At 73.3% G+C, this 20,882-nt stretch carries 15 protein-coding genes and 1 pseudogene; 7 read left to right on the top strand and 9 right to left on the bottom strand.

Annotation, left to right across the window (positions count from 1 at the left end; all coding sequences use genetic code 11):
* Nucleotides 1-55 precede the first annotated feature (55 nt).
* The 3 genes and pseudogenes from CD790_RS37055 to mshD all read right to left on the bottom strand — a co-directional run.
* Nucleotides 56-448, bottom strand: a pseudogene (locus CD790_RS37055) (CHAD domain-containing protein); the annotation flags it as partial.
* Between the two features lie 127 nt (nt 449-575).
* Entirely contained in the window at nt 576-3,020 is a 2,445-nt protein-coding gene (locus CD790_RS32350) for an RNA degradosome polyphosphate kinase (protein WP_260868054.1), read from the bottom strand.
* 465 nt (nt 3,021-3,485) lie between these two features.
* A complete protein-coding gene (mshD, locus tag CD790_RS32345; RefSeq protein WP_186319372.1) occupies nt 3,486-4,463 on the bottom strand; it encodes a mycothiol synthase in 978 nt (325 codons plus the stop codon).
* A 139-nt stretch (nt 4,464-4,602) separates the two neighbouring features.
* Here mshD and CD790_RS32340 point away from each other — a divergent pair, with 139 nt between their 5' ends.
* The gene (locus CD790_RS32340; protein ID WP_144386951.1) at nt 4,603-6,435 is read left to right on the top strand and encodes a bifunctional UDP-sugar hydrolase/5'-nucleotidase; all 1,833 of its coding nucleotides are present in this window, start codon (nt 4,603-4,605) and stop codon (nt 6,433-6,435) included.
* A gap of 84 nt (nt 6,436-6,519) precedes the next feature.
* On the opposite strand, the gene CD790_RS32335 is transcribed toward CD790_RS32340, so the two are convergent.
* Complete coding sequence (locus tag CD790_RS32335) at nt 6,520-7,470, bottom strand: hypothetical protein (protein ID WP_144386950.1); 951 nt, start codon at nt 7,468-7,470, stop codon at nt 6,520-6,522.
* Between the two features lie 294 nt (nt 7,471-7,764).
* Complete coding sequence (locus CD790_RS32330) at nt 7,765-8,016, bottom strand: hypothetical protein (RefSeq protein ID WP_186319369.1); 252 nt, start codon at nt 8,014-8,016, stop codon at nt 7,765-7,767.
* Between the two features lie 160 nt (nt 8,017-8,176).
* Between CD790_RS32330 and CD790_RS32325 the strand changes: the two genes are divergently transcribed.
* Nucleotides 8,177-9,418 (top strand): DUF2993 domain-containing protein, encoded by a 1,242-nt coding sequence (locus CD790_RS32325; RefSeq protein ID WP_260868053.1) that lies wholly within the window; start codon nt 8,177-8,179, stop codon nt 9,416-9,418.
* A gap of 90 nt (nt 9,419-9,508) precedes the next feature.
* Here CD790_RS32325 and CD790_RS32320 read toward each other — a convergent pair whose 3' ends face one another.
* Both CD790_RS32320 and CD790_RS32315 read right to left on the bottom strand, forming a co-directional pair.
* Nucleotides 9,509-10,531: a LacI family DNA-binding transcriptional regulator gene (locus CD790_RS32320; protein WP_144386947.1), complete on the bottom strand. Its 1,023-nt coding sequence runs from the start codon at nt 10,529-10,531 to the stop codon at nt 9,509-9,511.
* A 23-nt stretch (nt 10,532-10,554) separates the two neighbouring features.
* Nucleotides 10,555-11,358 (bottom strand): response regulator transcription factor, encoded by an 804-nt coding sequence (locus CD790_RS32315; protein ID WP_144386946.1) that lies wholly within the window; start codon nt 11,356-11,358, stop codon nt 10,555-10,557.
* A 242-nt stretch (nt 11,359-11,600) separates the two neighbouring features.
* Here CD790_RS32315 and CD790_RS32310 point away from each other — a divergent pair, with 242 nt between their 5' ends.
* Together CD790_RS32310 and CD790_RS32305 are read left to right on the top strand one after the other, a co-directional pair.
* A complete protein-coding gene (locus tag CD790_RS32310; RefSeq protein ID WP_144386945.1) occupies nt 11,601-12,539 on the top strand; it encodes an alpha/beta hydrolase in 939 nt (312 codons plus the stop codon).
* A 235-nt stretch (nt 12,540-12,774) separates the two neighbouring features.
* Nucleotides 12,775-14,589, top strand: coding sequence for a glycoside hydrolase family 15 protein (locus CD790_RS32305; RefSeq protein ID WP_144386944.1), 1,815 nt, complete (start codon nt 12,775-12,777; stop codon nt 14,587-14,589).
* Nucleotides 14,590-14,640: 51 nt separating this feature from the next.
* Here CD790_RS32305 and CD790_RS32300 read toward each other — a convergent pair whose 3' ends face one another.
* A complete protein-coding gene (locus CD790_RS32300; protein WP_144386943.1) occupies nt 14,641-16,620 on the bottom strand; it encodes an ABC transporter ATP-binding protein in 1,980 nt (659 codons plus the stop codon).
* Nucleotides 16,617-18,356 carry an ABC transporter ATP-binding protein gene (locus tag CD790_RS32295; RefSeq protein ID WP_144386942.1) on the bottom strand — a complete coding sequence of 580 codons (1,740 nt, stop codon included), beginning with the start codon at nt 18,354-18,356 and terminating at the stop codon, nt 16,617-16,619. Before CD790_RS32295 ends, CD790_RS32300 begins: the two co-directional genes overlap by 4 nt.
* Before the next feature lie 166 nt (nt 18,357-18,522).
* Between CD790_RS32295 and CD790_RS32290 the strand changes: the two genes are divergently transcribed.
* From CD790_RS32290 to CD790_RS32280, 3 genes are read left to right on the top strand one after another with little or no spacing between them, the layout of a single operon-like run.
* A complete protein-coding gene (locus tag CD790_RS32290) occupies nt 18,523-18,783 on the top strand; it encodes a MoaD/ThiS family protein (RefSeq protein ID WP_144386987.1) in 261 nt (86 codons plus the stop codon).
* Between the two features lie 9 nt (nt 18,784-18,792).
* On the top strand, nt 18,793-19,998 hold the full coding sequence (locus CD790_RS32285; protein WP_144386941.1) for a hypothetical protein: 1,206 nt from the start codon (nt 18,793-18,795) through the stop codon (nt 19,996-19,998).
* Between the two features lie 46 nt (nt 19,999-20,044).
* Nucleotides 20,045-20,857 carry a DUF2993 domain-containing protein gene (locus CD790_RS32280; protein ID WP_260868052.1) on the top strand — a complete coding sequence of 271 codons (813 nt, stop codon included), beginning with the start codon at nt 20,045-20,047 and terminating at the stop codon, nt 20,855-20,857.
* The last annotated feature ends 25 nt before the right edge of the window (nt 20,858-20,882 follow it).

Below are 20,882 nucleotides of genomic sequence, written 5' to 3'. Positions count from 1 at the left end.
CCCCGCCCCGCGCCACCGGCGCGGCGCTGACGCCCGGCGCCGCGGCGGCACCGGCGACCTGGTCCGCGCCGGAGAGCCGGTGGAGGGCGCCGCGCAACCGGCTCAGCCGGGCGGCGTAGGCGTGCTCGCGGGCGAGCAGGCCGGCGAGCCAGGCCAGTTCGGCGCGCAGCTCGTCGGCCCACGGCTGGTCGGTCAGCGGCTGGTAGACGAGGAGCGCGCCACTGATACGGCGGGCGGAGCGGCGCAGCAGCCGGGCCGCCTCGGCCGCCTCCTCGGCATCGGAACCGCTCTCGCGGTGCAGCCGCAGGCTGCGCAGGAAGTCGGCGGCCTGCGCGTGCAGATAGCGGGAGAGCACCTCCCCCGCGGAGGGGGCGCCCGCCTCCACGGGCCGCGCCGCGGCGGGCCCCCGCGGACCGTGCGGGGCGGCCCCGGTCGGCGCCCCGACCATGGCTGAGGCGGGGGCCGGGAGCCCGGCCGCGCGATCGGTCATGTCGTGTCCCCCGAGGCCGAAGACGTCGGTCGAGGGGGCACCGGAGCCGTCCGGCCCGCCCCCCGTAACCCCTGTCGGCGGCAGGTCATGTCGCTGTACCACGCCGGCGCCTCCGGGCGTCGATGAGCATCTCTTGTACGTTGTGCAGCGGCTGCCCGTTGGCGTCCATGGCGTGCCGCGTCCACTCGCCGTCCGGGCCCAGGTGCCAGGAGGCGGTGGAGTCGGCCATGCCGGTCTCCAGCAGCCGGTTCAGGGCGGCGCGGTGGGCGGGGTCGGCGACCCGCACCAGCGCCTCGATCCGTCGGTCCAGGTTGCGGTGCATCATGTCGGCGCTGCCGAGCCACACCTCGGGCTCGCCGCCGTTCCCGAAGGCGAAGACCCGCGAGTGCTCCAGGAAGCGGCCGAGCACGCTGCGCACCCGTATGTTCTCCGAGAGCCCCTCCACGCCCGGTCGCAGCGCGCAGATGCCGCGCACCCACACGTCGACCGGCACCCCCGCCTGGGCGGCGCGGTAGAGGGCGTCGATGACGGCCTCGTCGACCATCGAGTTGACCTTGATGCGGACGGAGGCGGGCCGCCCCGCGCGGTGGTGGGTGATCTCCTTGTGTATCCGCGTGACCAGCCCGTCGCGCAGCGACCGGGGGGCGACCAGCAGCCGGCGGTAGGTCTCCCGGCGCGAGTAGCCGCTGAGCCGGTTGAACAGGTCGGACAGGTCGGCGCCCACCTGCGGGTCGGAGGTCAGCAGCCCCAGGTCCTCGTAGAGCCGGGCCGTCTTGGGGTGGTAGTTGCCGGTGCCGACGTGCGAGTAGCGGACCAGGGTGTCGCCCTCCTGGCGGACCACCAGCGACAGCTTGCAGTGCGTCTTGAGGCCCACCAGGCCGTAGACGACGTGGCAGCCGGCCTCCTCCAGCTTCCGGGCCCACTTGATGTTGGCCTGCTCGTCGAAGCGCGCCTTGATCTCGACCAGCACCAGCACCTGCTTGCCGGCCTCGGCGGCGTCGATGAGCGCGTCGACGATCGGCGACTTGCCGGAGGTCCGGTAGAGCGTCTGCTTGATCGCCAGCACGTCCGGGTCGCCCGCGGCCTGCTCCAGGAACGCCTGCACCGAGGTGGAGAAGGAGTCGTACGGGTGGTGCAGCAGCACGTCCCGCTCGCGCAGCGCGGCGAAGATGTCGGGCGCCGAGGCGGACTCGACCTCGGCCAGGTCGCGATGGGTGCCGGCCACGAACTTCGGGTACTTCAGCTCCGGCTGGTCCAGCGACGCGATGCCGAAGAGCCCGGTGAGGTCGAGCGGGCCGGGCAGCGGATAGACCTCGGCGTCGGAGATCTTCAGCTCGCGGACCAGCAGGTCCAGGACGTACGGGTCGATGGACTCCTCGACCTCCAGCCGCACCGGCGGGCCGAAGCGGCGCCGCAGCAGCTCCTTCTCCAGGGCCTGGAGCAGGTTCTCGGCGTCGTCCTCCTCGACCTCCAGGTCCTCGTTCCGGGTCACCCGGAACATGTGGTGCGCCAGCACCTCCATCCCCGGGAACAGCTCCTCCAGGTGCGCCGCGATCACGTCCTCCAGCGGGACGTACCGCTGCGGCGAAGCCTCCAGGAAGCGGGTCAGCAGCGGCGGCACCTTCACCCGTGCGAAGTGGTCATGGCCGCTGACCGGGTTGCGCACCACGACCGCGAGGTTGAGCGAGAGCCCCGAGATGTACGGGAAGGGGTGCGCCGGGTCCACCGCCAGCGGGGTGAGCACCGGGAAGATCTGCTGCTTGAAGAGGGTGAAGAGCCGGGACTGCTCCTTCTCGGTCAGGTCCGGCCAGCGGATCAGGTGGATGCCCTGGTCGACGAGCTCGGGCGCCACGTCCTGCTGGAAGCAGGCGGCGTGCCGCGCCATGAGCTCACGGGACCGGGTCCAGATCAGGTCCAGCACCTCGCGCGGCTGCAGCCCGGAGGCGGAACGGGTGGCCACCCCGGTGGCGATGCGACGCTTGAGACCGGCGACCCGGACCATGAAGAACTCGTCCAGGTTGCTGGCGAAGATCGCCAGGAAGTTGGCGCGCTCCAGCAGCGGGGTGTTCGGGTCCTCCGCCAGCTCCAGGACCCGCTCGTTGAACGCCAGCCAGCTGCGCTCGCGGTCCAGGAACCGGCCCTCCGGCAGCTCCCCGCCCTGGTCCGGGCCGTGTCCCTCCTCGTACGCGTCCGCGTCCGTGTCCAGCTCGGGGTCGAGCACCCGGGTGCTCTGGGCGCCGACCGCGTTCGGCCGGTGCGCGGCGATCGAGCCGACCGACGGCTGCGGCTCGGGCTCCGCCTTGGGCGCGGGGGCGGGTGCGGTGCGCGACGGGGCCGACTCGGCGGGCGCGGCCGCGCCGCCCGCGCGGGAGGCCGTCCGCTCCACGCCGGAGGCCGCGTTCTCCGCGCGGGACTGCGTCCGGGGGGCGGGCGCCCCCTGGCCGGGCTCCGGACGCGGCCGGGACTGCTGTGAGCTGGACTCCGGCTGCGGCTGGGAATGAGCGTGCGCCTGACCACTGGACTGGTTCATGTCCTCATTCTTCCGCGCTCGGGGGAGGTCGGGCGCGTCGGAACTGGGCACCGGAGCGACACGGAGCCTCCGGTACTGGGGCTTGGGCACAGCGGGCTGCATTCAGTGATGCTCGCAACCGAGATTGAATCAGCGGTAACGGCGACATGGCGGGAAGGAAATGGCGGCGCATCCCGCAGGCGACCATGCCTTCACAGGCCCCCGCACCGCCCACGGGCTCCGGCGCCCACCTCGCCTCGCTGACCGCGACGCTCCGCCGGCCACCGGGCGCGCGGCATCGCCGGCCGCCGGGCCCGGAGCACCGCCGGCCGCCGGGCGCGGGCACCCGCCGTCGGGTGTCCGTAGGACGGGTACGCCCCGGGCCCGGCCCGGCCCCGGAGGGCGGGGCCGGGCGGGCTGCGAGGCCGGTCGGGCCGCGGAGCCGGGCGGGCGGCGGGGAGCCGGGGCCGGGCGGAGCGCGGAAGGTCAGGCCTCCGTGCGGTACATCAGGTCCACCTCGTGGGTGACGAAGCCGAGCCGCTCGTAGACCGTGACGGCGGCGGTGTTGTCGGCGTCGACGTAGAGCATCGCGGTCGGCAGGCCCTGGGCCGCCAGGTGGCGGAGACCGATGGCGGTGAGGGCCTTGCCGAGGCCGCCGCCCTGGGCGCCGGGGGCCACGCCGAGGACGTAGACCTCGCCGAGCTGCTCGGCGGCGTGCACCTTGGTCCAGTGGAAGCCGGCGATCCGGCTGGGCTCCGCCTCGCCTTCGGCGCCCGCGGCGCCGCCGCGCCGTTCGGCCAGGAAGAAGCCCTTGGGGTCGAACCACGGCTGGGCCTTGCGGTCGTCCAGGTCGCGCTGGCCGAGGGAGCCCTGCTCGGGGTGGTGGGCGAAGGCGGCGGCGTTGACGGCCAGCCAGGCGGCGTCGTCCTCGCCGGGCCGGAAGGTCCGCACCGTCACGCCCTCCGGAAGGACCGGCTCGGGGATGTCCAGGGTGCTCAGCTCTCCCAGCGGCCGGCGCATCTGGCGCAGTTCGCGGAAGAGGGACAGCCCCAGCACCTGCGCCAGGTGGCGGGCGGCCGGATGCCCACCGTGCGCCCACACCCGCAGTCGCTTGCCGGACTCGTGCAGCAGCGCCACGCCGAGCGCGCGGCCGTGCCCCTGGCCCCGGTGGGCCGGGTGGACGACCAGCTCGGCCGCGGGGGCCTCCACCGGGTCGGTGTCCTCCAGCTGCGCGTATCCGACGAACTCGCCCCCGCGGTCGTGCAGCAGCAAGTGGCGCACCCCGGCCCGCTGTCCCCGCAGTTGGATCCGGCCCTGCTCCGACACGGCCGGCTGTCCGTCGGTCCGCGCGGCTTCCGCGATGAGGTCCAGCACCACCTGGGCCTGCTCGGGCGTCAGCTCCTGGAGGACGTCGATCCGCCGCCCGCCGATCGCCCCGGCCATCTCGTTCACCACGTCATTCATGGGCCCGAGCCTACGGCGGAGCCCGCGCCGACAGGGCGCAACCAGGTCGTAACCCCGGCCCCCCTGCCCTGCTACGCGCGTTGACCGTATGCTGCGGCCGTTCGACCAGAGCACATCAAAAGGGGACCACATGCCGGCAATGAGATCTCAGGGACAACGGCGCGGGACGCGGCGCCGGTTGACGGCGGCGGTGGCCGTGCTCGCGGGCACGGCCGGTGTGCTGACGGCCGCGATACCCGCGGGGGCGCAGGGGACCGACACCACGTCACACGGGCCCGCCGGGCACGGGGGCGACCACCACGGCCGCACCGTCGACGTGCAGCTGCTGTCCTTCAACGACCTGCACGGCAACCTCGAGCCGCCGCAGGGCTCCTCCGGCACCGTCACCGAGCGGCTGCCGGACGGCACCACCAAGGCGATCCCGGCGGGCGGCGTGGAGTACCTCGCCACCGCGCTGCGCAACGCCCGCAAGGGTCACCCGTACTCCGTCACCGCCGCCGGCGGCGACATGATCGGCGGCAGCCCGATGCTGTCCGGGCTCTTCCACGACGAGCCGACCGTCGAGGCGCTCAACAAGCTCGACCTGGACGTGACGTCGGTCGGCAACCACGAGTTCGACGAGGGCCTCGCCGAGCTCAAGCGGATGCGGGACGGCGGCTGCCACCCCACGGAGGGCTGCTACGAGAAGGGCAAGACCTTCCGCGGCGCCGACTTCCCCTACCTCGGCGCCAACGTCGTCTCCGAGAAGACCGGCAAGCCCGTCCTCCAGCCGTACACCGTCTGGAAGCGCAACGGCGTGAAGATCGGCTTCATCGGGGTCACGCTGGAGGGCACCCCGGACGTGGTGACCGCCGAGGGCATCAAGGGCCTGAAGTTCCGCGACGAGGTGGAGACGATCAACAAGTACGCCAAGGTGCTCCAGCGCCAGGGCGTGAAGTCGATCGTCGCGCTCATCCACGAGGGCGGCATGCCCGCCTCCGGCGCGTACAACTACGACTGCGACAGCCCGAGCGGCGGCGCCGGCGTCTCCGGCCCCATCGTCGACATCGCCAAGAACGTGACGCCGAAGGTCGACGCGCTGGTCACCGGCCACACCCACCAGGCGTACGCGTGCACCATCCCGGACCCGTCCGGCACCCCGCGCACCGTCACCTCCGCGGCGTCCTTCGGGAAGCTCTACACGGAGACCACGCTCACCTACGACCGCCGCACCGGCGACATCGTCCGCACCCGGGTGAAGTCCGCCAACCACGTGGTGCACCGGGAGCAGCCCAAGGCCCCCGACATGACCTCGCTCATCAAGCGCTGGAACGCGCTGGCCGCGCCCATCGCCGGCCGGCCGATGGGCTACATCTCCGCCGACATCCCGGGCCGCGGCGCGACCACCCTGGAGACCCCGCTGGGCGACCTGATCACCGACGCCCAGCTGGAGGCGCTCGCCCCGGCCGACAAGGGCGGCGCCCAGCTCGCCCTGATGAACCCCGGCGGCATCCGCTCCGACCTCGTCTACAAGGCGGCGGGGAGCGAGGGCGACGGCGTGGTCACCTACGGCGAGTCCTTCACCGTGCAGCCCTTCGCCAACATGATGAACGTCATCGACCTGACCGGTGATCAGCTGCTGACCGCGCTGCGCCAGCAGGTCAGCGGCCCCAACGCGGAGGCCCCGAAGATCCTCCAGGTCTCCAAGGGCTTCACCTACACCCTGGACATGACGAAGTCCGGCGCGGACCGGATCGTGACCGGCTCGGTGAAGTTGAACGGTGAGCCGATCGACCCGGCCAAGACCTACCGCGTCGCGCTGAACCAGTTCCTCGCGGGCGGCGGCGACGGCTTCCCGGTCTTCAAGGAGGGCGGGAACAAGGTGGTCGGCCTGGCCGACCTGGAAGCCCTCAACACCTACCTGGGCGCCCACTCCTCCGCCCAGTCCCCGCTGGCGCCGCCGGCGGCGGACCGGATCACGGTCGTCGAGTAGCACCCGAACCACCGGCCGGCGGTCCGGACGGCGGCGCCCCGCGATGGCGGGTCGCCGCCCGGCCGCCGGCCGTCCTCCCCGCACTCACTGCAGACAGACCCCGGCGAACCGCAGCGCCCCGCCGGCCCGCTCGTCGTCGGCGCCCAACAGCGCCTGCCCGAGCTGTCCGGCCTGGCTCGCCTCCCCGGTCCGGGGCAGACAGCCGAGCGCCTCGACCTTGTGTCCGGGGAAGCGGCCGAGCTCCACGGGGGCCGTGCGCATCGTCAGCGAGACGGTTCCGGCACCGTCGACGGAGAGCCGTCCGGCGTCGTGGACGACCGAGTCGAACGGCCCCTCCTCGCCGGGGCCCGACGTCGAGACCACCATCAGCGCGCCGGACGGCGAGACCTTGAGGTCGCTGGCGTGCCGCACGTCCGCGGCCGGCAGGGGAACCCGCCAGGCCACCGCGGTGGGGGTGCCGAGGGCCAGCCGGCCCGGATCGAAGGTGGCGGCGCGCACCGTCGCCGGGCGCGTGTCGTCGCCCCGGTCGGCCCACACGGCCACCAGCCGCTCCCCGTGCGGGAAGAGCGCGAAGCCCTGGTAGTCGTCGCCCCGCTCCACACCGGGGACGGTGAAGGAGCCCAGCACCGCGAGGGTGTCCCGCACCACCCGCAGGTGGTAGCCGGTGCCGCCGCCGGCCAGCGCGATGTAGTGGTGCGGCCGTCCCGGCACCGCGTCCAGCGCCTCCAGGTCGCCCGGGGGCGTGCCCTTCCAGTGCAGCTCCCGGACCTCGGGGTCGGCGCCGGGCCGCAGCCGCACCGTCGCCACCCGCCCCTCGCCCGGCTGTCTGTTGTCCCGCACCAGGAGCGCCTCGGTGGCCTCCCGATCGTGCCCGACCACCGCGACCCCGCTGATCCCGTGGGTGGCGCCCTGCTCCCCCACGGACTGCCAGCCGTGGTCCATCGCGGCCGGTGGATACGCGTGCGCGGCCATGGGGACGGCGCCCAGACACACGAGGAACGCGACCGCGACGACCAGCCTCTGTCTGATCATCATGTCGCGACGGTAAGCGGGGGCACCCCCCACGGACGTGAGGCCGGAAGCGGACCTCCCCACGGCGGGGGCGATTTCCGCCCGACGGCCTACAACGGGTGGGCCATCCGGCCGGGACACGGGGGCCGGCCGCCGGGCCACCCGCACCGGCCACCGGGATACGGGGGCCGGCCGCCGGGACGCCCGGACCGACCACCGGGACACCCGCACCGGCCGACAGGCCACCCGGGACACCCGCACCGGCCGACAGGCCACCCCGGCCGGCCGGTGGGCAGAGCCGGCATCGCGGAATGCCCGCTACCAGCGCCAGTAGCCGTGCGCGATCCAGCCGGACACACCGGTGTCCCCGTCGTGGACCTTGTCCCACTGGCCGTCGGCGGAGACGTCGCGGTGCGCCAGCCGGTGGTCCCGGTAGCAGAGACCGAGCACCCCGCTGGAGGCGCTGGCGGCGGCGCGGATGCGCACGCCGTCGCCGGTGCACCGGCCGTGGACGTCGTCGGCGCTGGCCGGCGCGGCGAGGACCGCGCCGCCGATCGTGGTGGCCACCATCAGGGCCCGCACACCGGAGCCACACACTCCGCACACCGGAGGCGCGCACTCCGCCCGCGCCGCGCGGATTCCGGCGTGGGCTACGCCACGTACCACCGGTTCGGCTTGCGTGCGGCGCGGGAGCCCGTGGTGGGATGGACCGATGCGATCCCCCACACGCATGCCTTCTTCACCCTCGTACGCCTTCGACTCGGAACAGCGCCCCCGCAACCCGTACGACGAACTCGCCGAGTTGGCCGACCCGTACGACCCCGACGACCCGCTGGGGCTCGGGCTCAAGGCCGACGATGAGGAGGGCGACTCCTGGTCGCCGCCGGACCACCGGCGGGTCAGGCGGCGTCGACGCCGACGCCCGTTCGGGACCGTCCGCGCCGCCCTGCGCGCCCTGCCCCTGCTGCTCAAGCTGGTCATCGGGCTGGCCGCCGGCACGCTGATCCTCGTGCTCGCCGACCGCTGCGCCGTGATGTACGCGGAGCGGCAGGCGGCGCAGCGGGTCCAGCAGCAGCTCGGGCTGGCCACCGCGCCGGAGGTGACGATCCGCGGCTTCCCCTTTCTCACCCAGGTGTTGGACCAGCGGCTGGAACAGGTGGACATCGCCGTTCCGGACGTCGCGGCGAACCGGGTGTCCCTGGCGACCGTGCGGGCCAGCGCCCGCGACATCCGGCTCACCGGCTCGCTGCCCGACGCCATCGACGGTGCCGTCGTGGGTAGTTTGAAGGGGGAGGTGCTCCTCTCCTTCGACGACCTCAACCGCGAACTCGGGGCCTCACAGGTCCGGTTCAGCGAACTCGGACACGACCGGGTGCGTGCCTCCGGGAAACTCCCGGTGGCGGGGCAGGAGTTCCAGCTGCGGGCCGAGGCCAGGATCCGACGCGAGGGCACCCGGGGCATCTCCACCGACGTCAGCGGCGTACGCCTGGACCTCCCCGGCGTCGCCACCTACCGGCCCGACCGGCCCGCCGGGCTGTTCCTGCACCGACCGGCCGCCGAGCGGATCGGCCGCGACGCGAGCAAGGCGAAGGCCATGCTGTCGGTGCCCGCGCTGGCCCGGCGGCTGGGCGTGCCGGACGGCGCCGCGCGGGAGGCGCAGCACAGCGACGCCCGGCTGCACGAGATCACCGGCTCGCCCCGGTTCGTCAAGCGGCTGACCGGCGTCAACCTGGTGGACACCCTTGCCGACCACCCCTGGCTGCTGCGCCGGCTCGGCATCGACCCGGACGTGGCCACCGCCCTGACCCGACTCCGGCCGCCGGAGCTGTCGAAGCAGCTCGCGCTCTCCTTCCGGCTGCCCGAGCAGGCCGACGAGCTGCGGCTGCGCCATGTCACCGTGGAACGGGACGGCATCCGGGCCGAGCTGAGCGGCCGCCACCTGGACTTCGGCCGAGGACGCGGCACGGGCTGACCCCGACCCGCCGGCCCCGGACCCGCGGCCGAACACAGGCGCCGGAGGGCCGCGCCGCCGGACCGCCACGCGGCCCGCGCCCGGCCGGCGTCAGCTACAGCCGCAGGAGCGCCGCACCACCAGGGCGGACGGGAACTGCTTCAGCCGCTCCCGCCGCGAGCCGGTCACCCGCAGCCCGTCGTCGAGCACCAGGTCGACCGCGGCCCGCGCCATCGCCTCTCGGTCGGAGGCGACCGTGGTCAGCGGCGGGTCGGTGAGCGCCGCCTCCTTCACGTCGTCGAAGCCGGCGACGGCCAGGTCCCCGGGCACGTCGAGCCGCAGCTCCCGCGCGGCGCGCAGCACGCCGATCGCCTGGTCGTCGGTGGCGCAGACGATCGCCGGCGGCCGGTCCGGGCCGGAGAGCAGCTCCAGCGCGACCTTGTAGGCGTCGTAGCGGTTGTACGGGGCCTCGAAGAGGCGTCCCTCCAGCGGCTGCCCGGCCTCCCGCATGGCCCGCCGCCAGCCCTCGACGTGGTCGGTGACCGGGTCGCCGACGGTCGGCGTGGTCTCCAGACCGCCGAGGCAGGCGACGTACGGATGGCCGTGCTCCAGCAGGTGGCGGGTGGCCAGGTGGGCGCCGCCCACGTCGTCCGTGACCACCGCGACGTCCTCGATCGCCTCGGGACGGCGGTGCAGCAGCACCACGCGCGCGTCCCAGGCGTCGATCTCGGCGGCGGCGTGCTCGCTGGGGCCCTGGCTGATCAGGATCAGCCCGGAGACCCGCATGCCCAGGAAGGCGCGTAGGTAGTGCACCTCGCGCTCGTCGAGGTAGTCGGAGTTGCCGACGAGCACCATCTTCCCGCGCTCGGCGGCCGCCCGTTCCACGGCGTGCGCCATCTCGGCGAAGAACGGCTGCCGGGCGTCGGGGACGATCAGTCCTATGAGGTCGGTCCGGCGGCTGGCCATCGCCTGCGCCACCCGGTCCGGCCGGTACCCCAGCTCCTTGATCGCGGCGAGCACACGCTCCCGCGTGGCCGGGGCGACCGGCCTCGGTCCATTGTTGATGACGTAGCTGACGACAGCGGTCGAGGTCCCCGCCAGCCTTGCCACATCGTCCCGCGTCACCTTGGCCACGGGCGCAGTCTACGCGGGTCCAGCTACGGCTTGGCCGTGCGTCCGACGGCGGCGCTCGCACCCCGCTCGGCCGACCGGTCCGACTCCGCCTCGCTCCGGGCCGCGCCGCCCCTCGTCGCGGCCTGGGCCTTGGCCTCCTCGGCGACCCGTTCGGCCTTCTCCGGGATCACGAAGCGATAGCCGACGTTCCGCACGGTCCCGATCAGCGACTCGTGCTCGGGGCCGAGCTTGGCGCGCAGCCGCCGTACGTGCACGTCCACCGTCCGGGTGCCGCCGAAGTAGTCGTAGCCCCAGACCTCCTGGAGCAGCTGGGCACGGGTGAAGACCCGCCCGGGGTGCTGTGCCAGGTACTTCAGCAGCTCGAACTCCTTGAAGGTGAGGTCCAGCACCCGGCCCTTGAGCTTGGCGCTGTAGGTCGCCTCGTCCACCGAGAGATCGCCGGTGCGGATCTCCATCGGGGAGTCGTCGGAGCCGATCTGCTGGCGGCCCATGGCCAGCCGCAGCCGGGCCTCGACCTCGGCCGGGCCCGCGGTGTCCAGCAGCACGTCGTCGATGCCCCAGTCGGCGGTGACCGCGGCCAGGCCGCCCTCGGTGACCACCAGCATCAGCGGGCAGCCGGGGCCGGTGGAGCGCAGCAGCTGGCACAGGCTGCGCACCTGGGGAAGATCGCGGCGGCCGTCGATGAGGATCACATCGGCGCCGGGGGTGTCCACCAGCGCCGGGCCCTCCGCCGGCGCGACCCGCACGCTGTGCAGGAGCAGACCGAGCGCGGGGAGCACCTCGGTGGAGGGTTGCAGTGCGTTGGTCAGGAGCAGGAGCGAGCTCATCGGCCGCCACCCTCCCCGGTCGCGGTCGCACGGTACTGCACGCTCATCCGGTCCTGCACGCCTGGCTCACCCATCACGTCAGTTCCTTCCTCGGTCCCTGCGAGGCTATGCGGCACTGCTTCGTACGCTCGCGCTCCGCGCCCTGGAGCACGTGTGCGCTCAAACGCGCGAAACGCGCCTGAAAGCACAAAAGGACCCGGGGGCTGCGTTGCCCGAGTCCTCTTCCCAGCAGAATAGCCCACATGGCACCTGGAGCAGAGGCCGGAACGGAACGCCGCCGTGTTCCCCCGGTCACTCGGCGGAACACCTCCGTCCCCCGGCGCGTCACCCTGTTGACGGCCGACGGGGTCCCGATCGAGGCGGCGTACGCGCCGCGCGCGACGGCGCCCGGGACGGCCGGCGACCCGGCCGCCGAGCCGGTCATCGTCGTCGCGCACGGCTTCACCGGGGCCCTGGAGCGCCCCGCGCTGCGCCGCGCGGCGGAGACGTTCGGCCAGCGTGCGGCCGTGATCACGTTCTCCTTCCGGGGGCACGGCCGGTCCGGCGGGCGCTCCACCATCGGCGATCTGGAGGTCCTGGACCTGGCGGCGGCGGTCCGCTGGGCCCGGCGGTTGGGCCACCGACGGGTGGCCACGGTCGGCTTCTCGATGGGCGGCTCGGTGGTCCTCCGACACGCCGCGCTGCACAGGCCCGGAGACGGAACCGGGGGCGCACGGCCGGCCCCCGGGCCGGCGCGCGACCTGGGGCACGGGGCGGAGCACGAGGGGCGCACGGACGCGCACTCCGACGCGGTGGTCGCCGTGAGCGCCCCGTCCCGCTGGTTCTACCGCGGCACCGCGCCTATGCGGCGGCTGCACTGGGTGGTATCCGGCCCGGCCGGCCGGATGGTCTCTCGGTACGGGCTGGGCACCCGCGTCGCCGCCCGGCGCTGGGACCCGGTGCCGCTGTCCCCCGTCGCGGCGGTCCCGCTCATCGCGCCCACCCCGCTGCTCATCGTGCACGGCGACCGCGACGCCTACTTCCCGCTCGACCACCCCCGCATGCTCGCCGCGGCGGCCGCGCCGGGAGGGGCCGAGCTGTGGCTCGAACCCGGCTTCGGCCACGCCGAGGCCGCCGCCGACGCCGCGTTGCTGGACCGGATCGCGACATGGGCCGTGCGGACGGCCGCAGCCCCCGACTGAGGCCGCCGTCCCCGACCGGCCACCGCCCCCGACCGAGACCGCCGTCCCCGACCGGCCGCCGTCCCCCGACCGAGGCCACTGCGCACACCCGAGCCGACACGTACGCCCGACCCCGCCGGGTGAGCCCGAGACGACCCATACGCCCGAGCCGCCGCGTACGCCCGGAACGGCCCCGGCGGCACCGCCCCGCCGCGGCTAGCCTGGAATGAGCGCAGACGCGGCTTGGAGGCGGATCATGACCTCTGCCCGGTCTCTCCCCATCGCGGACCACGGCCTCATCGGCGACCTGCGCAGCGCCGCGCTGGTCGCGACGGACGGCACCATCGACTGGTACTGCTGTCCCCGCTTCGACGCGCCCAGCGTCTTCGGCGGGATCCTCGACGCGGAGCGGGGCGGCCGGTTCGAGCTGGCGCCGGACATCCCCACCCGGACCAAGCAGTTCTACTTCCCCGACACCAATGTGCTGATCACCCGGTTCTTCGCGGAGGACGGGGTGGGCGAGGTGCAGGACTTCATGCCGGTCACGGACGACTCGCGGGAGGCCGACCGGCACCGGCTGATCCGGCGGGTGCTCTGCGTCCGTGGGTCGCTGCCGTTCCAGGCCCGGATCGCGCCGCGGTTCGGCTACGGCGCCGAACCGCACACGGTGCGCGCCCGCTACAACGACGCCCTCTTCGAGTCGCCCTCGCTGACCCTGGACCTGAACGCGAGCGTCCCGCTGGAGCCGCAGGGCCAGGACGTGTGGGCCACGTTCAAGCTGCACGAGGGGGAGCAGGCGGTCTTCGCGCTGGACCGGGTCGGCGGCACCTCCCACCTCACCCACCGGGAGTGCGCGCTGACCGAGGCGCAACGCCAGTTCGACGCGACCGTGCGCTACTGGCGCGGCTGGCTGGCGGCGTCCCGCTACCGCGGCCGGTGGCGGGAGATGGTGCACCGCTCCGCGTTGACCCTGAAGCTGCTCAGCTACGCGCCGACCGGCGCCATGGTGGCGGCACCCACCACCAGCCTGCCCGAGCAGCCCGGCGGCGAGCGGAACTGGGACTACCGCTACGTCTGGGTGCGGGACGCCGCGTTCTGCGTCTACGCGCTGCTGCGGCTCGGCTTCACCCGCGAGGCCGAGGCGTTCATGCGCTTCCTCCGCGAGCGGATCCACTTCGAGCAGGACGACTCCACCGGTCCGCTCCAGATCATGTACGGCATCGACGGCCGCCGCGACCTCCCCGAACGCACCCTGAACCACCTGGCGGGCCATCTCGGCTCCCGCCCGGTGCGGGTCGGCAACGGCGCCGCCGACCAGCTCCAACTGGACATCTACGGGGCGCTCATCGACTCCCTGTACCTGTACGACAAGTGGGGTCAGCCCGTCTCCAGCGACGACTGGGACACCGTCAGCGCGCTGGTCGACTGGGTCTGCGCACACTGGGACCAGCCCGACGAGGGGGTGTGGGAGACCCGCGGCGGCCGCAAGAACTTCCTCTACTCCCGGCTGATGTGCTGGGTGGCCATCGAGCGGGCCGTCCGGATGGCCCGACACCGCGGGCTCCCCGCGGACCTGACCTACTGGGGCGGGGTCCGGGACGAGATCTACCGGCAGATCATGGCGCGCGGCTGGTCCGCCGAGCGCGGCGCGTTCACCCAGACCCTGGACGACTCCACGGTGCTGGACGCCTCGGTCCTGATGATGCCGCTGGCGAAGTTCGTCTCCCCCACCGACCCCAAGTGGCTCTCCACCCTGGACACCCTCGGCAAGGACCTGGTCTCCGACTCGCTGGTCTACCGCTACGACCCGGAGGCCAGCCCGGACGGCCTGCGCGGCGAGGAGGGCACCTTCTCGATCTGCTCGTTCTGGTACGTGGAGGCGCTGACCCGGGCCGGACGGCTGGACGAGGCCCGGCTGGCCTTCGAGAAGATGCTCACCTACGCCAACCACCTGGGGCTCTACGCGGAGGAGATCGGCCGCACCGGCGAACAGCAGGGCAACTTCCCGCAGGCGTTCACCCATCTCGCCCTCATCAGCGCGGCCTTCAACCTCGACCGCGCGCTGGGCTGAGCGGGGCGGCCGCCGGGGTCCGGGCAGAGCCCCCGGACCCCGGCGCCGGGCTCACTCCGCCAACGGCTCCGCGAACTGCGCCTCGTACAGCCGGGCGTACGCCCCGCCCGCGGCGACCAGCTCCTCATGGGAGCCCTGCTCCACGATGCGGCCCGACTCCATCACGAGGATGACGTCGGCGTCGCGGATGGTGGAGAGCCGGTGGGCGATGACGAAGCTGGTGCGGCCGGTGCGCAGCGAGGCCATGGCGTGCTGGATCAGCACCTCGGTGCGGGTGTCGACCGAGCTGGTGGCCTCGTCCAGGATGAGGATGGCCGGCTCGGCCAGGAACGCCCGGGCGATGGTGATCAGCTGCTTCTCGCCGACGCTGAGGTTGGACCCCTCGTCGTCCAGCACGGTGTCGTAGCCGTCCGGGAGCGTCCGTACGAACCGGTCCACGTGTGTGGCCTTGGCCGCCCGGACGATCTCGTCCATGCCGGCGCCCTCCGCCCCGTAGGCGATGTTCTCGGCGATGGTGCCGCCGAACAGCCAGGTGTCCTGGAGCACCATCCCGATGTGGGAGCGCAGCTCCTCGCGCGACATGGCGGCGATGTCCACCCCGTCCAGGGTGATCCGCCCCCCGCTGACCTCGTAGAACCGCATCAGCAGATTGACCAGGGTGGTCTTGCCGGCGCCGGTGGGACCGACGATGGCGACCGTCTGCCCGGGGTGGACCGCCAGCGACAGGTCCTCGATCAGCGGCTTCTCCGGCTGGTAGCGGAAGGAGACCTTCTCGAACGAGACGCGTCCGGTGACCCGCTCCGGCCGGGGCGCGCCGACCGCGTCCGGGCGCTGCTCCTCGGCGTCCAACAGCTCGAAGACCCGCTCGGCGGAGGCGACGCCGGACTGGATCAGGTTGGCCATGCTGGCCACCTGGGTGAGCGGCTGGCTGAACTGGCGCGAGTACTGGACGAACGCCTGGACGTCGCCGATCGACAGCGAGCCGCTGGCCACCCGCAGCCCGCCGACCACCGCCACCAGCACATAGTTCAGGTTGCCGATGAACATCATCGCGGGCTGGATGATCCCGGATATGAACTGGGCCTTGAAGCCGGCCTCGTACAGCTTCTCGTTCTGCTCGCGGAAGATCTGGGCCGACTCCTGCTGGCGTCCGAAGACCTTCACCAGCGCGTGGCCGGTGTACATCTCCTCGACGTGGGCGTTGAGCGTGCCGGTGGTCTTCCACTGCGCCACGAACTGGGGCTGCGCCCGCTTGCCGACGCGGGCCGCCACCACCACCGACAGCGGCACCGTCACCAGGGCCACCAGCGCCAGCAGCGGCGAGATCCAGAACATCATCGCCAGCACGCCGACGATGGTCAGCAGCGAGGCGACGGCCTGGCTGAGCGTCTGCTGCAGGGTCTGCTGGATGTTGTCGATGTCGTTGGTCGCCCGCGAGAGCACCTCGCCGCGCGGCTGCTTGTCGAAGTACGACAGCGGCAGCCGGGACAGCTTCTCCTCCACCTGCTCGCGCAGCCGGAAGACGGCACGCTGCACCACGACGGTGTAGATACGGGCCTGCACCAGGCCGAACACCGAGGCGCCGAGGTAGATCAGCACCACCCAGCCCAGCACCACCCCGACCGCGTCGAAGTCGATGCCCTGGCCGGGGACGACGGGCATGGAGGCGACCATGTCGGCCAGCGTGCCCTCGCCGCTGTCCCGCAGCCGCCGCACCGCCTCCGCCTTGCTGACCCCCTCGGGCAGCGAGCGACCGACGATGCCCGCGAAGATCAGGTCGGTGGCGTGGCCGAGGATCTTCGGGCCGAGGACGGTCAGCGCGATGCTCACCACGCCCAGCGCCAGCGCGACCATGGAGATGCCCCGCTCGGGGCGCATGGTCGCCAGCAGCCGGCGGCCGGAGCCCCGGAAGTCCATCGAGCGCTCCGTGGGCTGACCGCCCATGAAGCGCGCCATGCCGGAGGCCGGCGCGGGCCCCCGGCGCGGCGTCGAGCCGCCGGGCTGCCCGCCCTTGGTCGTCGACGTGCTCATGCGGCCTCCCGCTCGGTGAGCTGGGAGAGCACGATCTCCCGGTAGGTGGGGTTGGACTCCATCAACTCGGGGTGGGTGCCGGTGCCGACGACGCGGCCCTCGTCCAGCACCACGATGCGGTCCGCGTTGCGGATGGTGGAGACCCGCTGGGCGACGATGACGACCGTGGCCTCGCTCGTCTCCGCGGCCAGCGCCAGCCGCAGCCGGGCGTCGGTGGCGTAGTCGAGCGCCGAGAAGGAGTCGTCGAAGAGGTAGATCGCCGGTCGGCGCACCAGCGCCCGGGCGATCGCCAGCCGCTGCCGCTGACCGCCGGAGACATTGCCGCCGCCCTGGGCGATCGGGGCCGCGAGCCCCTCCGGCAGTTGCTCGACGAACTCCCGTGCCTGGGCCACCTCCAGCGCCCGCCACAGCTCCTCGTCCGTCGCGTCGGGGTTCCCGTAGCGCAGGTTCGAGGCGACCGTCCCGCTGAACAGGTACGGCTTCTGCGGGACCAGGCCGACGGTCTCGGTCAGCACCACCGGGTCCAGCGCGGTGACGTCCACGCCGTCCACCCGCACCCGGCCGGCGGTGGCGTCGAACAGTCGCGGCACCAGCCCCAGCAGCGTGGACTTGCCACTGCCGGTGGAGCCGATGACGGCCGTGGTCTCACCCGGCCGGGCGATCAGCGAGACGTCCCGCAGCACCGGCTCCTCGGCGCCCGGGTAGCGGAACTCCACCCCGGTCAGCTCCAGCAGCCCGCGACGCCGCGCGGCCGGGACGGTTACCGGGACGCGCGGCGGCGCCACGCTGCTCTCGGTGGTGAGCACCTCCTGGACGCGTTCCGCGCACACCTCCGCGCGGGGCACCATCATGAACATGAAGGTGGCCATCATCACGGACATCAGGATCTGCATCAGATAGGCCAGGAACGCGGTCAGCGCACCGATCTGCATCTCGCCGTCGTCGATGCGGTGTCCGCCGAACCAGACCACGGCCACGCTGGAGAGGTTCACCACCAGCATCACGGCCGGGAACATCAGCGCCATCAGCCGGCCGGCCCGCAGCGAGACGTCCAGCAGGCCCTCGTTGGCCGTCGTGAAGCGTCGGCGCTCGTGGTCGTCCCGCACGAAGGCGCGGATCACCCGGATGCCGGTGATCTGCTCGCGCAGCACCCGGTTGACGGTGTCGATCCGGGACTGGACGCCGCGGAACAGCGGCCGCATCCGGATCAGGACGACCCCGGTGATGAGGCCCAGCACCGGCACGATCAGCAGCAGCAGCCCGGAGAGCGGCACATCCTGCTGGAGCGCCAGGGCGATGCCGCCCACGCACATGATCGGCGCCGCGACCATCAGCGTGAACGCCATCAGCACCAGCATCTGGACCTGCTGCACGTCGTTGGTGGTGCGGGTGATCAACGAGGGCGCCCCGAAGCGACCCAGTTCGCGGGCGGAGAAGGACTGCACCCGGTCGAAGACGGCCGCCCGGATGTCACGGCCGAGCGCCATGGCGGTGCGCGCGCCGTAGTAGACCCCGCCGATGGAGCAGACCACCTGCACCAGCGTCACGCCGATCATGACGCCGCCGAGCCGCAGGATGTATCCGGTATCCCCCTTGACCACGCCGTCGTCGATGATGTCCGCGTTCAGCGTCGGCAGATACAGCGTGGCGAGCGTCGCGACGAGCTGTAAAAAGACGATAAGTGTGATGGGACGGATGTAGGGCTTGAGATGGGCCCGTATGAGTCGGAGCAGCACATCGAAACCCTAAGCGGACAGCGACCGGCCCGGCGCCTGGATTGGCTGTGGCGTTCCACCCGTCATCATGGAGGGCGTTAACCGCCGCGGCGCGCCGGGCGGACGGACGCGAAAGGGGGTCGCGATGGCGACCGGGGACAGGGCCGGGCATCCGGCCGGGCCGCCCGTGCCCGCCGGCACGATCCGCTACTGGGCGGCCGCGAAGGCGGCGGCCGGCACCGCCGAGGAGGCATACGCGGCGGGCACCCTCGCCGAGGCCCTCGACGCGGCCCGGCGGGCGCACAGCGAGCGACCGGACTTCGCCCGGGTGCTCCAGCGCTGTTCGTTCCTGGTCGACGGGGCCCCCGTCGGCACGCGCGACCACACGACGGTCCCATTGGCCGAGGGCGGCACGGTCGAGGTGCTCCCGCCGTTCGCAGGAGGATGACCCCGAGCGATGAGCAATCAGCCACACGATCCACAGCACGCCTACGACCAGCGGCAGCCGTACGGGGGCTATGACGCCTACGGGCAGCCGTACCCGTACGGGCAGCCCCAGCAGTCGTACGGGCAGCAGGACTCCTACGCCGGGTACGACCCGCACGGACAGCAGCCCGCCGCCGACTGGAACGGCTACGGCGAGCAGCAGGCGTACCCCCATCCGCAGGCGCCCTACGGGCAGCAGGACCCGTACGCCTATCCGCAGGACGCGCAGGGCCACGCCGGCTACCAGGAGCCGTATCCCGCGCCGGTGGGGGCGGACACCGCCTACTTCCCGCAGCAGCCCGCCGACGCCACCGGGTACGCCGCGCCGGGCCACCCGGCCCCGACGGCCGTGCCGGAGCCGCCGCTTCCGGCGCCGGAGCCGGCGGCCGCTCCCGCCGCGCCGAAGCCGATGACCGCGGCCGAGCGGGCCCGCGCCGAGGGGCGCGCGCAGATCATCGACCCGGGGATGACGCCGGCGCTGCTGACCGCCGCGCTCGCCGGACTGCTGGCCGCCACCGCGCCGCTGCCCCGGGTGGCGGTCGCCGTGGTCGTGGCGCTGCTCCAGGCGGTCACCGCGGCCGGCTGGTTCCGGCTCAACGGCATGTGGCCCGCGCGACAGGGCATCGCGCTGGCCTTCGCCGGCGGGCTGGCCGCCGACGTCGGACTGCTGGCCACCGACCGGGCGGACGCCCCGACGGTGGTCCTCGGCACGCTGGGCGTCTGGCTGCTGCTGGTGCTGATCCTCCAGCTGCGCAACCGCAGCAACCCGGACGAGCGGATGTACAGCCTCACCACCACCACCGTCTCGACGGCACTCGCCGTGCTGGCGGGCGGCTATCTGGCCACGGACGCCGAGTCCTCCGACGCGGTCGTCGTGGGGGCGGCCGCCGTGGCCGTGGCGGCACTCGCCCGCGCGCTGCCGCTGCCGACGGCCGTCTCGGTCGTCGTCGCCCTGCTCGCGGCGGCCGGCGCCGGTGTGGGCGCCGGGCAGCTGACCGACACCGGCGCCACCGGGGCCGCCGCGCTGGCGCTGGCCGCCGGGGTCTGCGCGCTGATCGGGCTGCGTGTGGCGGCCTACGACTACCCGTCGCGCTTCGTCCATATGACGGCCGGTGTCGCGCTGCCGCTGGCCGCCGCCGCGCCCGCCGTCTACTTCATCGGTCGCGCTATCGCTTAGGTGTTCCCGTTAGGCTCGACAGCCACGGAACGGCCTGATCGAGATCTTGGGGGACGACATGGCGGACGCGGAGATGACCTATGCGGCGGACGGCCGGCCCGGGGCACCGGCCCCGGCCGGCCCACCGCCGGCGCCCCCCGCCCCGCCCCGGCGGCGCAAACGCGGCCGCGGACTGAAGATCACCGCGGTCGTCCTGGTGGTCCTCGGCGGCCTCTTCACGGCCGCCGACCGTCTCGCCGTGGACTTCGCCGAGTCCGAGGCCGCCGAGAAGATCAAGTCCAAGCAGGGCCTGGACATCACCCCCGAGGTCTCCATCAAGGGCTTCCCCTTCCTCACCCAGGTCGCCGGCAAGGAGCTGGACGAGGTCGAGGTGAGCCTGGACGGCATGACCTCCAGCACCAGCGACGGGCGGCAGGTCAAGGTGACCGAGCTGTCCGCGACCCTGCACCAGGTGCGGGTCTCCAGCGACTTCTCCTCCGCCACCGCGGACCGCGCCTCCGGCAAGGCGCACATCAGCTACGCGGACCTGTCCGCGGCCGCCGGCCCGGGCATCAAGGTCTCCTACGCCGGGAAGAGCGCGGCGGACCGAAACCAGGTCAAGATCACCGGCTCCCTGCTGGGCCTGAACGTCAGCGCGCGCGGCACCATCGCCGTCGCGGACGGCAACACCATCCGGGTGCGGGCCGACAAGATCCCCGGCAGCAGCCTGCCCGGCTGGGAGGAGAAGGTCCGCAAGCGCACCGACTGGGAGCGCACGATCAACGACATGCCCGCGGGCCTGAAGCTCAGCGACGCGAAGATCACCCCGGACGGCATGGACATCACGGTGACGGGCACCGACGTCAACCTGGCCGGTTAGGCGCAGCCCCCTCTCTCCCCCCCGG

The organism is Streptomyces sp. SAJ15, from assembly GCF_007595705.1.
Lineage (GTDB): Bacteria > Actinomycetota > Actinomycetes > Streptomycetales > Streptomycetaceae > Streptomyces.
Note: the sequence above shows the minus strand (reverse complement) of the source record. Positions and strands in the feature narration are given on the sequence as shown.